The sequence below is a fragment of the Thiobaca trueperi genome (assembly GCF_004342175.1).
GTDB classification, from domain to species: Bacteria; Pseudomonadota; Gammaproteobacteria; order Chromatiales; family Chromatiaceae; genus Thiobaca; species Thiobaca trueperi.
In genome coordinates this window covers 553702-566766 of record NZ_SMAO01000002.1, presented here as the reverse complement: position 1 = coordinate 566766, position 13065 = coordinate 553702, and the positions used below count along the sequence as shown (strand labels likewise).

15 protein-coding genes are annotated in these 13065 nt (G+C 63.2%); all 15 read left to right on the top strand.

The genetic code is table 11. From position 1 onward, the window contains the following. Positions 1–1605, top strand: coding sequence for an NADH-quinone oxidoreductase subunit NuoF (gene nuoF / locus EDC35_RS05665; RefSeq protein ID WP_132976244.1), 1605 nt, complete (start codon positions 1–3; stop codon positions 1603–1605). Continuing rightward, a complete protein-coding gene (locus tag EDC35_RS18480; protein WP_165903358.1) occupies positions 1602–1742 on the top strand; it encodes a hypothetical protein in 141 nt (46 codons plus the stop codon). The genes nuoF and EDC35_RS18480 overlap by 4 nt, the downstream gene beginning before the upstream one ends. Before the next feature lie 144 nt (positions 1743–1886). Then, a complete protein-coding gene (gene hoxU / locus EDC35_RS05660; RefSeq protein ID WP_132976243.1) occupies positions 1887–2618 on the top strand; it encodes a bidirectional hydrogenase complex protein HoxU in 732 nt (243 codons plus the stop codon). Further along, positions 2615–3157, top strand: coding sequence for an NADH-quinone oxidoreductase subunit B family protein (locus tag EDC35_RS05655; protein WP_132976242.1), 543 nt, complete (start codon positions 2615–2617; stop codon positions 3155–3157). The genes hoxU and EDC35_RS05655 overlap by 4 nt, the downstream gene beginning before the upstream one ends. Positions 3158–3194: 37 nt before the next feature. Then, positions 3195–3500: a hypothetical protein gene (locus EDC35_RS05650; RefSeq protein ID WP_132976241.1), complete on the top strand. Its 306-nt coding sequence runs from the start codon at positions 3195–3197 to the stop codon at positions 3498–3500. A 4-nt stretch (positions 3501–3504) separates the two neighbouring features. Beyond that, a complete protein-coding gene (locus EDC35_RS05645) occupies positions 3505–4932 on the top strand; it encodes a Ni/Fe hydrogenase subunit alpha (protein ID WP_132976240.1) in 1428 nt (475 codons plus the stop codon). 6 nt (positions 4933–4938) lie between these two features. Beyond that, the gene (locus tag EDC35_RS05640; protein WP_132976239.1) at positions 4939–5466 is read left to right on the top strand and encodes a hydrogenase maturation protease; all 528 of its coding nucleotides are present in this window, start codon (positions 4939–4941) and stop codon (positions 5464–5466) included. Beyond that, positions 5466–6437 (top strand): tRNA modification radical SAM protein MnmL/YtqA, encoded by a 972-nt coding sequence (gene mnmL / locus EDC35_RS05635; protein ID WP_132976238.1) that lies wholly within the window; start codon positions 5466–5468, stop codon positions 6435–6437. The genes EDC35_RS05640 and mnmL overlap by 1 nt, the downstream gene beginning before the upstream one ends. A gap of 25 nt (positions 6438–6462) precedes the next feature. Next, positions 6463–7458 carry a ubiquinone anaerobic biosynthesis protein UbiU gene (ubiU, locus tag EDC35_RS05630; protein WP_132976237.1) on the top strand — a complete coding sequence of 332 codons (996 nt, stop codon included), beginning with the start codon at positions 6463–6465 and terminating at the stop codon, positions 7456–7458. 234 nt (positions 7459–7692) lie between these two features. Then, positions 7693–8622: a ubiquinone anaerobic biosynthesis protein UbiV gene (gene ubiV / locus EDC35_RS05625; protein ID WP_132976236.1), complete on the top strand. Its 930-nt coding sequence runs from the start codon at positions 7693–7695 to the stop codon at positions 8620–8622. A gap of 5 nt (positions 8623–8627) precedes the next feature. Beyond that, positions 8628–9608 carry a bifunctional riboflavin kinase/FAD synthetase gene (gene ribF / locus EDC35_RS05620; RefSeq protein WP_132976235.1) on the top strand — a complete coding sequence of 327 codons (981 nt, stop codon included), beginning with the start codon at positions 8628–8630 and terminating at the stop codon, positions 9606–9608. 26 nt (positions 9609–9634) lie between these two features. Then, complete coding sequence (gene ybgC, locus EDC35_RS05615; protein ID WP_132976234.1) at positions 9635–10093, top strand: tol-pal system-associated acyl-CoA thioesterase; 459 nt, start codon at positions 9635–9637, stop codon at positions 10091–10093. Further along, on the top strand, positions 10090–10755 hold the full coding sequence (gene tolQ, locus EDC35_RS05610) for a protein TolQ (protein ID WP_132976233.1): 666 nt from the start codon (positions 10090–10092) through the stop codon (positions 10753–10755). The genes ybgC and tolQ overlap by 4 nt, the downstream gene beginning before the upstream one ends. Before the next feature lie 20 nt (positions 10756–10775). Continuing rightward, a complete protein-coding gene (locus EDC35_RS05605) occupies positions 10776–11219 on the top strand; it encodes an ExbD/TolR family protein (RefSeq protein ID WP_132976232.1) in 444 nt (147 codons plus the stop codon). Between the two features lie 290 nt (positions 11220–11509). Beyond that, on the top strand, positions 11510–13054 hold the full coding sequence (gene tolA, locus EDC35_RS05600; protein ID WP_132976231.1) for a cell envelope integrity protein TolA: 1545 nt from the start codon (positions 11510–11512) through the stop codon (positions 13052–13054). Positions 13055–13065 lie beyond the last annotated feature (11 nt).

Below are 13065 nucleotides of genomic sequence, written 5' to 3'. Positions count from 1 at the left end.
ATGCATCTGGACGATCTCGCCGAACTCGCCGAGCAGTACCGCGCCCTCGATGCCGGCATCACCCACGAGGTGCGGGTCTGTGTCGCCGCCGCCTGCCAGTCCACCGGCTCGCTCCCGGTCCTGGAGGCACTGACCCAGGCCAACACCGATGACTGCTGCAAGGTCAAAGGGGTTGGTTGCATGGGGCTCTGTTCCGCCGGCCCCATGGTCGCGGTGGCCCCCAAGGATGGCGGCATTCCCGAATCTGTACTCTATCGCGAAGTCAAACCCGAGGATGCCGCAGAGGTGCTGGCCAGCGTCGGCGGTCCTCTGGTCGAACGTCTGCACTGCCCGACTGACCAGCCCTTTTTCACCCGTCAGATGCGCATCGTGCGCGAGCATTCCGGAATCATCGACCCCGACAGCTTCAAGGGCTATGTCGCCGTCGGCGGCTATGCCGGTCTGATCAAGGCGCTGACCGAGATGACCCCCGCCGATGTGCTGCGCGAGATGACGACCAGCGGGCTGCGCGGTCGCGGGGGCGGCGGGTATCCGACCGGGCTCAAGTGGTCGACCATCGCCAAGATGCCGCCGGGACAGAAATATGTCATCTGCAACGGTGACGAAGGTGATCCGGGCGCCTTCATGGATCGCGCGGTACTCGAATCCGATCCCCACCGGGTGCTCGAAGGCATGGCGATCGCCGCTTATGCGGTCGGCGCCAGCAAGGGTTATGTCTATGTCCGCGCTGAATATCCGCTGGCCGTCGAGCGACTCACCACCGCCATCAAGAAAGCGAAACGGGCAGGCTTCATCGGCAACAAGATCGCCGACACCCAATTCAGCTTCGAGGTCGAGATCCGTCTCGGTGCCGGTGCCTTTGTCTGCGGCGAGGAAACCGCGCTCATGGCCTCCATTGAGGGTCTGCGCGGCCAGCCGCGACCGCGACCGCCCTACCCCGCCGAATCCGGTCTCTGGGGCTGCCCGACCCTGATCAACAACGTCGAGACCTTCGCCAACATCGCACCCATCATCACCAACGGCGGTGAGTGGTTCGCCGGCATCGGCACCGAGAAATCCAAGGGCACCAAGGTCTTCGCACTCGCCGGATCGATCAGCCATATCGGCCTGATCGAAGTGCCGATGGGCATCACCCTGCGCGAGATCATCGAAGAGATCGGCGGCGGCTGTCCCGGCGGCAAGGCCTTCAAGGCGGTCCAGACCGGCGGTCCCTCGGGCGGCTGCATTCCCGCTCAACATCTCGACATCGGCGTGGATTACGACAGCCTGAAGACGCTCGGCACCATGATGGGTTCCGGCGGCATGATCGTGATGGACGAGACCTGCGACATGGTCGATGTGGCGCGCTATTTCATGGAATTCTGCATGACCGAGTCATGCGGCAAGTGCACACCCTGCCGCACCGGCACCTGGCAGATGCACGAGCTGCTCGACCGCATTGCCAAGTCCAGGGGCACCCCCAAAGATCTGGTGCTGCTGGAGGAGCTCTGCGAGGTGGTTCAGGCCACCAGTCTCTGCGGACTCGGGCAATCGGCGCCCAATCCGGTCCTGAGCACCCTGCGCTATTTTCGCGATGAGTATGAGGAAAAACTGGCGGGCAGATGATCGTCAAGCTCACGCAGGCGATTCCCGAATGCCCCGATTTAACCGTCGGCCAAATCGATTGCGTTATCGGGATCGAGGCCGACTTGCTTTTCCATCGACCTGATGCAGCAGTGCAGATGTTCCGAGACCGTCACTGATCGTTGTCGTTGTCGTAATCGTCGTCGGTTTGCGAATCTTCGACAACGACAACGATCAGCCTCGGGATTTCTTAAGGCGCTGTACTAACCGATCGACCCCAATGACTGGACCTGAACTGCGTCCGACGATCACCTGGAGGCTCCATGGCACTACCCGCCACCACACCGAACGTCCGTGTCGTGACGCTCACGATCGACGGCCGCGATCTGTCCGCCCGCGAGGACGAGACCATCATCGAGGTCTGCCGCGAAAACCAGATTCCGATTCCGAGTCTCTGTTACCTGGACGGACTCTCGATCTGGGGCGGCTGCCGGCTCTGCGTCGTCGAACTGGAGGGACAGGGCCGGCTCTTCGCCGCCTGTTCGACCCGTGTCGCCGAAGGCATGCGCATCCAGACCAATACCGAAAAACTCCAGCGTTACCGGCGCGTCATCATCGAACTCCTGTTTGCCGAGCGCAATCATGTCTGCTCGGTGTGCGTCTCCAACGGTCATTGCGAGCTGCAATGGCACGCCCAGAAATGCGGCGTCGATCATGTCAGCGTCCCCTACCGGCAGGCCGCCTATCCAGTGGACAGCTCGCACGAGATGTTCCGGATGGATCACAACCGCTGCATCCTCTGCACCCGCTGCGTGCGCGTCTGTGACGAAATCGAGGGCGCGCACACCAAGGATGTCATGGGTCGTGGCAGTGACTGCCAGATCATCACCGATCTGGCCGCCCCCTGGGGCGACAGCGACACCTGTACGAGCTGCGGCAAATGCGTGCAGGTCTGTCCCACCGGCGCCTTGGTCAAACAGGGCACCTCGGCGGGTGAAATGGTCAAGGACCAGCACTTTCTGCCGATTCTGGCGCGACGGAGACACGCACAATGAGCACCACCAACAAGATCACAGTCGCCACCACCTGGCTGGACGGTTGTTCCGGCTGTCACATGTCGTTTCTCGACATGGACGAGCGCCTGATCGAACTGGCGCAGAAGATCGACATCGTCTACAGCCCGCTGGTCGATGCCAAGGAACTGCCGGAACAGGTCGATGTCGGCATCCTGGAAGGCTCCATCAGTTCCGATGACGACCTGGAAAAGGCGAAGGCGTTTCGTCAGCACTGCAAACTGCTCATCAGCCTGGGCGACTGCGCGGTCAACGGCAACGTCCCGGCCATGCGCAACCAGTTCAAGCTCAGTGACGTCATGGATCGCGCCTATCGTGAAAACGTCACACTCCAGCCGCAGATCCCAAACCGCGAGGTGCCGGCCCTGCTCAAGACAGTCAAGCCCATTCACGGCGAGGTCAGAGTCGATGTCTTCATCCCCGGCTGCCCGCCCAGCGCGGACGCCATCTGGCACGTCCTGAACGAGCTGATCGAAGGGCGCGTGCCCGATCCAAGCTCGGTGACGCGCTTCGGGGCATGAATTCATTCCGCATCTTCACCACGGAGGTCGTACAAAGATGAACGACTTGAATAGCGAGGCCGGCACGATCGTGGTCCTGCTGGATCGGATGCGCACTCAGCGCCTGCCGCGTGCGCTCGACATCAAGGCGAAAGTTGATCAGGGCGAGCGACTCGACAGTTTCGATATCCAATTTCTTCAAGAGGTCTTTGAGGATGCCAAGACCCTGCAACCCAAATGGGTGCAGCATCCCGAGCTGAATGAGATTATCGGCACCATCATCCACCTCTATCACGAGATCACGACCAAGGCACTGGCCAATGAAGAACGGCACGCTCCGCCACCGGCATCCATAGGGGACTGAATCCATGAGCCGCACCGTCACCATCGAGCCAGTCACCCGCATTGAAGGCCACGCCCGTATCACGCTCCAGCTCGGCGGCGGGGGCGAGGTCGAGGATGCGCGCTTCCATCTCACCCAGTTCCGGGGCTTCGAGAAATTCTGCGAGGGCCGCCCCTACCGCGAGATGCCGGCACTCACCGCACGCACCTGCGGCATCTGCCCGGTCAGCCACATCATCGCCTCCAACAAGGCGTGCGATCATCTGCTCTCGGTCAGCATCCCGCCGACCGGCGAGAAGCTGCGGCGGATCATGAATCTGGCGCAAATGGTGCAATCGCATGCGCTGTCCTTTTTCCATCTGTCCTCGCCCGATCTGCTGTTGGGCTGGGATTCGGATCCGGTCTCGCGCAACATCTTCGGCGTGATGCGTCAGTATCCCGATCTGGCGAAGGATGGCATCCGGCTGCGTCAGATCGGCCAGAGCATCATCGAAACGCTCGGCGGCAAGAAGATCCATCCCACCTGGGTCGTCCCCGGCGGCGTCGCCGATCCGCTGACCCCGGAGAAGCGCGAGGCCATGCTCAGGCAGCTCCCGGAGGGGCTGGAGATCGCGCGGCGCACCTATGATTTCTTCAAGACCCTGGTGCCCAAATTCAAGGACGAGGCCAGTCACTTCGGCACGCTCCCGACCATGTTCCTGAGTCTGGTCACGCCACAGGGCAACCTGGAACACTATGACGGCCTCCTGCGCATCAAGGATGCTCAGGGCCGCATCGTCGAAGACATGGTGCCGCCCGAGGATTACGAGCGCATCATTGGCGAGGCGGTCGAGGACTTCAGCTACATGAAGTTCCCCTATTACAAGCCACAGGGCTATCCCAAAGGGATCTATCGGGTCGGCCCCCTGGCGCGACTCAACAACGCCCAGTCCTGCGGCACGCCCTATGCCGATGTCGCGCTCGCCGAGTTCCATATGCTCCAGGAATCCGGCCCCATCGCCAGCAGCTTCCATTATCACTATGCGCGACTGGTCGAGATCATCTACGCGCTGGAGATGATGGAGCGTCTGCTCAAGGATCCGGCAATCCTGGATCATCGGGTGCGGGCGCGGGCACGCAGCAACCGCGACGAGGGTATCGGCGTTTCCGAGGCGCCACGCGGCACGCTCATCCATCACTATCGCATCGACGACGACGGACTCATCACCTGGGTCAATCTCGTCATCGCCACCGGGCACAACAATCTGGCCATGAATCAGGCCATCCGGCAGGTCGCGGACGCCTATGTCGATGGCAACCAGCTTCAGGAAGGCATGCTCAACCGGGTCGAGGCCGTCATCCGCTGTTTCGATCCCTGTCTGTCCTGCGCCTCGCACGCCTTCGGTCAGATGCCGCTGCGGATCGAACTCAAGGACGCCGCCGGTCAGGTCGTCGATACCCTGAGCCGGGGCTGAGACAGGGTGAAGGCACTCATCATTGGCTACGGCAGCCCGATCCGGGGCGACGACGCCATTGGTCCGCTGGTGGCGGATCGTCTGGAACGGGAAGGCGTCCCTGCGGGCATCACGGTCATCTCGCGCCATATTTTGACCGCCGAACTGGTCGCCGATCTGGCGGACCAGGATCGGGTCATCTTTCTGGACGCAGCGATCGATGCCGAGCCCGGCGAGGTGCGCTGTCAGCGGCTCGCGCCTGATGCGCACGCCGTCTCGACCATGGCCCATTTCCTGGATCCGCGTGAGCTGCTGGCCTGGTGCGAGACGCTTTACGGACAGGCGCCCGAGAGCTATCTGATCTCGGCTGGCGGGGCGTCCTTCGATTACGCCAGTTATTGCCTGACACCCATCGCCGAGGTGGCGGTCGAAATCATGCTGGCGCGCGTGCGGCAACTCATCGACGGCGGGACGGCGCCAACTCCCGGTTCAAATGAACATCTGCTTGATCTGGATCAAACGGTAATGCGGACAGCCCGGTTAACTTCGCCCTGATGCCCTCCCCCGCTCAACATCGGATCCTCAGTGATCGCGTCAACACCTTTGGTCAGTACCTGCTGAAGCGTTACGGCCAGCGGGTACACAAGCTCGCGCTCAATGCCGGCTTCACCTGTCCCAACCGCGACGGTAGCAAGGGACAGGGCGGCTGCACCTTCTGCAACAATGTCTCTTTCAGCCCCAACGCCCAGCGCCCGCCGCAGATCGATCCACAACTGGAGGCGGGGCGCCGCGTGCTCGCCAAACGCACCGGCGCACGGCGCTTCATGGCCTATTTCCAGACCTATACCAACACCTATGATGAGATTGCGGTCCTGCGCGAGCGGTATGACAGTGCGCTGACCCATCCCGACGTGATCGGACTCTCGATCGGCACCCGCCCGGACTGCGTGCCGGAGGCGGTGCTGGATCTGCTCGCCGGCTATCGGGCGCGTGGCAAGGAAATCTGGCTGGAACTGGGACTGCAATCCGCCGATGATCGCACCCTGGAGCGGGTTAACCGGGGTCATGACTTCGCCGATTATCGCGCCGCCGTGACCGCCGCCCATCGGCGCGGGATCCCGGTCTGCACCCATCTCATCATCGGTCTGCCCGGCGAGGGTCGCGCATCGGCCCTGACCAGTCTGGAACGGGTGCTGGAGCTGGGAACCGAGGGTCTGAAGCTGCATCCGCTGCATATCGTGCGTCACACCCGTCTGGCCATCGACTGGCAGCGCGGCGACTACCAGCCGCTGACGCTCGACGACTATGTGAGCATCTGCGCCGATCTGATCGAGCGCACCCCCCCGGCGGTGACGTATCATCGTCTCACCGGGACCGCCTCCCGCGACATCCTGCTGGCACCCGACTGGTGCAGCCGCAAATGGGCGGTCCTCAACGCGATCGAAGCCGAGCTGCACCGCCGCGACAGCCGCCAAGGCGACCGGGTCGATTCGCCAACTCATCAGAAACTCGTCAGCACCGCCTGACCCGCTCCGCTGGAGACCATCCACCATGGAACTCGTCTGTCCCGCCGGCAATCTGCCGATGCTCAAGGCCGCCGTCGATCATGGCGCCAACGCCGTGTATCTCGGCTTCCGCGACGACACCAACGCGCGTCATTTCGCCGGCCTGAACTTTGGCGATAAACAGATCCGCGAGGGTCTGGCCTATGCCCATGACCGCAAGGTCAAGGTCTTCGTCGCCATCAACACCTATGCCCAACCGAATGGCTGGGAACGCTGGACCGCCGCCGTTGATCGCGCGGTCGATCTGGGGGTGGATGCCATCATCCTCGCCGACATGGGCGTGCTCGACTATGCCGCCGAGCGCTATCCAAACGTCAATCTGCATCTCTCGGTCCAGGGTTCGGCGACCAATCCGGCGGCGATCAACTTCATGCAGCGCCATTTTGGCATCAAGCGGGTCGTGGTGCCGCGCGTGCTCTCGCTGGCCCAGGTCGCGCATCTGATCCGCGAAACCAGCGTCCCGGTCGAAATCTTCGGCTTCGGCAGCCTGTGCGTCATGGTCGAGGGACGCTGCCTGCTGTCGTCCTATGCCACCGGCCAGTCGCCCAACACCTATGGCGCCTGCTCCCCGGCCGCGCATGTCGAATGGCGCGACACCCCGCTCGGTCAGGAGACCCGGCTCGGCGGCATCCTCATTGAGCGCCGCTCGCATGCCGAGGCCGCCGGCTATCCGACCCTCTGCAAAGGGCGCTATCAGGTCGCTGGCGAGCTGCGTCACGCCATCGAAGAACCGACCAGCCTCAACACGCTCGACATCCTGCCCGACATCCTCGCCGCCGGGGTCAGCGCCATCAAGATCGAGGGGCGCCAGCGCAGCACCCGCTATGTCTCGCAGATCGCCAGGGTCTGGCGCGAGGCCATCGACACCTGCCAGCGCAACCCGCAGGGTTTCCGCGCCAAAGAGAGCTGGCATCAGGTGCTGGCCCAGGTCTCCGAGGGTGCGCAAACCACCATCGGCCCCTACGAACGCACCTGGCACTGATCTGAGACACCCGGAACTTAGACAGGATTAACAGGATTTAAGACAGCGAGTTAAAAATCCTGTTAATCCTGTCAAAAAGACTTGATCACGGGTACGCACTTTCCCGGAAATCACCTTGAATTCAATTCTGCCAATCTTGAGAAATCCTGTTAATCCTGTCTATTCAGGGCGTCAGTGCATTCGAGTCGCCGGTATCATGGCATTCATGTTCTTCAACCTCCGAATCTTCTCCTCATGCCAGTCTTGAACAACTCAACCCATCGCCCCCGTCTCTCGCTCGGTCCACTCCTCTATCTCTGGCCGCGCGAGCAGGTACTCGATTTCTATGCCGAGATGCTCGACACCCCGGTGGATGTCATCTATCTGGGCGAGACCATCTGCTCCAAACGTCGCCAGCTCCGCCCCGAGGATTACTGGGAGATCGCCGAGCGCATCACCGCTGCCGGCAAGCAGGCGGTCATCTCCACCCTCGCCCTGATCGAGTCGGATGGCGAACTCAAAACCCTCAAACGCATCTGCGACGACCAGCGTTTCCTGATCGAGGCCGGCGACCTCGCCGCGCTCGATTTTCTCGAAGGCCGTCCCTTCGTCGCCGGGCACTCGATCAATCTCTACAACCAGCGCACCCTGTCATTTCTTGCCAAACGCGGACTCAAACGCTGGGTGCTGCCGGTCGAACTGGGCCGCGAGACCGCCACCGCGCTGATCCAGTCGCGCCCGGATGGGGTCGAATGCGAGCTGTTCGCCTTCGGGCGTCTGCCGCTCGCTTACTCGGCACGCTGTTTCACCGCCTATAACCGCAATCTGGGCAAAGACGACTGCCAGTTCTGCTGCGGCGATTACCCGGATGGTCTGGTCATCTCCACCCAGGACAACGTCTCCTTCCTGGCGCTCAACGGCATTCAGACCCAGTCTGCCAGCACCCACAATCTGCTGTCCGCGCTTGATGAGGTCTCCCGGCTCGGCGTTGATCTGTTGCGGATCAGTCCGCAGTCGCAGCACACCGCCGATATCGTCAGGGTCTTCGCCGACTGTCTGACCGGTGATCTCGATCCTGCTGCGGGCACGGCACAACTCGCCGGCTGGGCGCCCACCGGACTCTGCGACGGCTACTGGTCGGGACAGGCCGGGATCGCCTCGGTGCTCATGGCACCGAAACGCTAGACACCATGCGGCTGATCCGAGGCTTGCATAATCTGCGACCTGCCGACCGGGGCTGTGTCGCCACCATCGGCAACTTCGATGGCGTCCATCTGGGCCATCGCAGCGTCTTCCAGCGCCTGCTGGCGCACGGCAGGGCGCTGGGTCTGCCGGCGACCGTCATCACCTTCGAGCCCCAGCCAATGGAGTTCTTCGCCCCGGATGCCGCGCCGGCGCGGCTGACCCGGCTGCGCGAAAAGCTGAGGGCCATCCGCGACGACGGCATCGAGCAGGTGATGCTGCTGGAATTCAGTCCCCGGCTCGCAGCGATGGACGCGCGGGGCTTCGTGCAACGCCTGCTGCTCGACGGTCTCGGTGTGCGTTTTCTGCTGGTTGGGGACGACTTCCGCTTCGGTCGCGGACGCGCGGGCGACTATGCGCTGCTGCGGTCGATGGGCGAAGCCGCCGCGCAGACCGGCGCGGGCTTCGCGGTCGAAAACCTGCACACCATCACCCACGACGAGGCGCGTGTCAGCAGCACGCGGGTGCGCGAGGCGCTGGCCTGTGGCGATTTTGAACAGGCGCAGTCACTGCTTGGACGACCCTACCGGATGGAAGGCCGCGTTGCCCACGGTGATCGGCGCGGACGGGCCATCGGCTTTCCCACTGCCAACATCGATCTGCACCGCCGCGTCAGTCCCCTGCTCGGCGTCTATGCCGTGATGGTGAATGGTTTGGGTGCAGAACCGCGCCCCGGCGTCGCCAACATCGGCGCCCGCCCCACGGTTGACGGCCAAGGCTGCCGGCTTGAGGTCCATCTGTTCGACTTCGACCAGCAGATCTACGGACGACATCTGGAGGTCGAATTCAGGCTCAAGCTGCGCGATGAGCAACGCTTCGAGTCGCTCGACGCGCTCAAACGACAGATCCAGTTGGATGCCGCCACAGCGCGGGACTATCTGAGCGGGATGTCCGAGCGGGCCGTTTCGGCTACACTCTCAGCCTTTTGAGCAAGTCCATCCGACTGCCCGACCGCATGCCCACATCCAGTGACGATTCCCGGACGACCTTCGACTGGCCGGTGCGTGTCTATTACGAGGACACGGACGCTGGCGGCGTGGTCTTTTACGCCAATTATCTGCGTTTCATGGAACGGGGGCGCACCGAATGGCTGCGCGCGCTGGGCTATGAACAGGACGACCTGCGACAACGCGAAGGGATCATCTTTACCGTGCGCCGCGTGGAGATCGAGTATCTGGCGCCAGCGCGCTTCAACGACCGGCTGACCGTTCGCTCCAGTCTCGATCAGGTCGGCGGCGCCTCACTGGATTTCGCGCAACGCATCATCCGCGCAACGGATGGCGTGATCTGCTGTCAAGGGAGCGTGAAAGTCGCCTGTCTCCATGCGGAGACCTTCCGGCCCCGGCGCATGCCGGCCTCGCTTCTGTCTGCAATCGGGCGCCTGGCGTCCGCGCCCATGGAGTCACGCGCATGACGCCCGATCTCTCGCTCTTCAATCTGATCCTGCACGCCAGCCTCGTTGTGCAACTGGTGCTGCTGGTGCTGCTGGCGGCGTCCGTCATTTCCTGGACCATGATCCTGGATCGCGCCCGCACCCTGTCCAAGGCGCGCCGGACGGCCAATGACTTCGAGGAACGCTTCTGGTCCGGCGGCGACCTGAGCGAACTCTACCGGGAGCTGAGTCAGGACGACCAGGGACTGGCATCGATCTTTCGCGCCGGGTTCAAGGAATATGTCCGCATGCGCAAGATCGAAGACAACGACATGATGGCCATCCTGCAAGGGACCGAGCGCTCGATGCGGGTGGCCCTGAGCCGCGAGATGGATCGGCTGGAAACCAACCTCGCCTTTCTCGCCACGGTCGGCTCGACCAGCCCCTATGTCGGTCTGTTCGGCACCGTCTGGGGCATCATGCAGTCGTTCCATGCGCTCGGCAACGTCGAACAGGCGACGCTCGCGCTGGTCGCGCCCGGCATCTCGGAGGCGCTGATCGCCACCGCGATTGGCCTCTTTGCCGCCATTCCGGCGGTCATCGCCTATAACCGGTATTCCAATCAGGTCGAACGGCTCAACAATCGCTACGAGGAGTTCATGGAAGAATTCTCGACCCTGCTCCAGCGCCAGGGGCGTGGCTGACCGCTCCGGGATCAAGATTCATGGTCAAGCACTCGCACAGACGCAACCGCCGCCGGCTCATGGCCGAGATCAATGTCGTGCCCTATATCGACGTGATGCTGGTGCTGCTGGTCATCTTCATGGTGACGGCGCCGCTCATCACCTCGGGGGTTAAGGTCAATCTGCCGCAGGAAAAGGCCGGTGCGATCACGGGGCCAACCGAAGATGCTGTCGTGGTCATCGTTGATAGTGCCCGTGGTTACCGCATTGATGTAGGCAAAGATAAAGACTTACTCGTGTCCGAACGAGAGCTTTACGAACGAATTCGGATCGTGCTCGACTACAAACCCGATACGCCAATCTTGGTGAAAGCGGATAACAGCGTGGACTACGGCACAGTCGTTAGGGCGATGGTCATCGCCCAAGCAGCCGGAGCACCTGAGGTTGGTTTAGTCACAGTTCCGCCGGGGCGTCGTGAGCCTTAGTGCAGCACCTTAGAAATCCCGAAGCCGTTCGTTGTCGTAATCGTCATCGGCTTGCGAATCCTCGATTACGACAACGACAACGATTTTCTGGTCACGAAGCTCCGGCTTCGTGACCTCAGCGATGAAGCTCCGCTTCACGAGACGGCGTCGTCGAGCCTTCGCCTGGATCGATCCGAGCGCCCTTCCGGATTCGTGAAGCGGAGCTTCATCTCGCGGGTGACGAAGCGCAGCTTCGTCACCAGATCCGGAACGCAACAACAATGCACACCATGCTGGACGCGGTTTAAATCATGTGGCAGATCCTGCGGCGCAATCCTCACGCCTTTTACTGGTCGCTGGGGCTGCATCTGATCTTCGGACTGCTGTTTTTCGTGAGCGCCCATTTCACGAAACCGACACTCAGCGCCGGCAGCAAGCCCAAGGTCGTGCAGGCCAGCATCGTCATGGATCGGGCGCTGGAATCCATGGTGGCCGACATCCAGTCCGCGCAGACCGGGCACCCGGCCGACCGTCAACCCGTCGCGGATGAGGGCGTCGCTCAGGCGGCCCGCGAGGCGGATCAACAGGCCGAACAGCGCGCGGCGGAAGCCGCCCGTCAGGCCGCATTGGAGGCCGAGCGTCAGGCACAGGAGCAGGCCCGTCGCGAGGCCGAGCAGGCGGCGCAGCTTGAAATGCAGGCGCAACGCGAGGCGGAACTGGCAGCCCAGCGTCAGGCGCAGCAGGAGGCCGCCCGCCGCGAAGCTGAGATGGCCGCGCAGCGTGCGCAGGAGGCGGCTCAACGTGAGGCCCAGCGTCAGGCCGAGTTGCAGGCGCAGCAAGCGGCCCGTCTCCAGGCCGAACAGGAGGCGCAACGTCAGGCGGAAGCCTCCCGACGACAGGCAGAGGAAGCACGCCGCGCCGCTGAAGCAGAAGCCAGACATCAGGCCGCCGCCCTTGCCCGCCAGCAGGCCGCCGAGCTGGCGCGCCGACAGGCCGAAGAGCAGCGTCAGGCAGAGATCGCACGCGCCCAGGCTCAGGCCGAACAGCGCCGCGCCGAAGAAGCCGCCCGCCAGCAGGCCGCCGAGCTGGCGCGCCGACAGGCTGAAGAACAGCGTCAGGCCGAAATCGCGCGCGCCCAGGCGCAGGCCGAACAGCGCCGTGCCGAAGAAGCGGCCCGCCAGCAGGCCGCAGAGCTGGCGCGCCGACAGGCCGAAGAGCAGCGTCAAGCCGAGATCGCACGCGCGCAGGCGCAGGCCGAGCAGCGGCGGGCGGAAGAAGCGGCGAGACAGATGGCATCCGAGCGTGAGCGACTGCGTCAGGAGGCCGAGCGCGAGCGTCAGGCCGAACTGGAACGACAGCGGCAGGCTGAGGCCGAACGTCAGCAACGGATTGCGCGGGAAGCCGAGCGACTGGCTGAAGAGGAAGAGCGACGGCTGGCTGAAGAGGTCGCCCAGCAACGCCGCGAGCAGGAAGCACGCACCCGCGCCGAGCAGATCGAGCGCCAGCAGGCCGCCGAGGAGGCGCAACGGGCGCGGGAGGAAGACCTGCTGTCTGCACTGGCATCGGAACAGCTCGCGCGTGAGACAGATCGCTACATCCCGGTCATCCGCGACCGGGTGCGTCAATTCTGGGTGCGTCCGCCCGCGACGGATCAGAGTCTGATGACCCTCGTCTCGATCCGCCTGATTCCAGGCGGTGACGTGGTGCCAAACAGCGTGCGTGTGGTCAAATCCAGCGGCAACCCTTCATTCGACCAGTCCGTGCTCGCCGCTGTTTACAACGCCTCACCGCTACCGGTGCCATCCGGCCCAGCATTTGAAAGCTTTCGTGAACTCGATCTAACCTTTACGCCTTGAAGCAGGGACAT

Coding starts and splice junctions, on each gene's coding strand:
- tolA (WP_132976231.1), top strand. CDS start 11,510: ATGTGGCAGATCCTGCGGCGCAATCCTCACGCCTTTTACTGGTCGCTG.
- EDC35_RS05605 (WP_132976232.1), top strand. CDS start 10,776: ATGGTCAAGCACTCGCACAGACGCAACCGCCGCCGGCTCATGGCCGAG.
- mnmL (WP_132976238.1), top strand. CDS start 5,466: ATGCCCTCCCCCGCTCAACATCGGATCCTCAGTGATCGCGTCAACACC.
- ybgC (WP_132976234.1), top strand. CDS start 9,635: ATGCCCACATCCAGTGACGATTCCCGGACGACCTTCGACTGGCCGGTG.
- EDC35_RS05650 (WP_132976241.1), top strand. CDS start 3,195: ATGAACGACTTGAATAGCGAGGCCGGCACGATCGTGGTCCTGCTGGAT.
- nuoF (WP_132976244.1), top strand. CDS start 1: ATGCATCTGGACGATCTCGCCGAACTCGCCGAGCAGTACCGCGCCCTC.
- ubiV (WP_132976236.1), top strand. CDS start 7,693: ATGCCAGTCTTGAACAACTCAACCCATCGCCCCCGTCTCTCGCTCGGT.
- tolQ (WP_132976233.1), top strand. CDS start 10,090: ATGACGCCCGATCTCTCGCTCTTCAATCTGATCCTGCACGCCAGCCTC.
- EDC35_RS18480 (WP_165903358.1), top strand. CDS start 1,602: ATGATCGTCAAGCTCACGCAGGCGATTCCCGAATGCCCCGATTTAACC.
- EDC35_RS05645 (WP_132976240.1), top strand. CDS start 3,505: ATGAGCCGCACCGTCACCATCGAGCCAGTCACCCGCATTGAAGGCCAC.
- ubiU (WP_132976237.1), top strand. CDS start 6,463: ATGGAACTCGTCTGTCCCGCCGGCAATCTGCCGATGCTCAAGGCCGCC.
- hoxU (WP_132976243.1), top strand. CDS start 1,887: ATGGCACTACCCGCCACCACACCGAACGTCCGTGTCGTGACGCTCACG.
- ribF (WP_132976235.1), top strand. CDS start 8,628: ATGCGGCTGATCCGAGGCTTGCATAATCTGCGACCTGCCGACCGGGGC.
- EDC35_RS05655 (WP_132976242.1), top strand. CDS start 2,615: ATGAGCACCACCAACAAGATCACAGTCGCCACCACCTGGCTGGACGGT.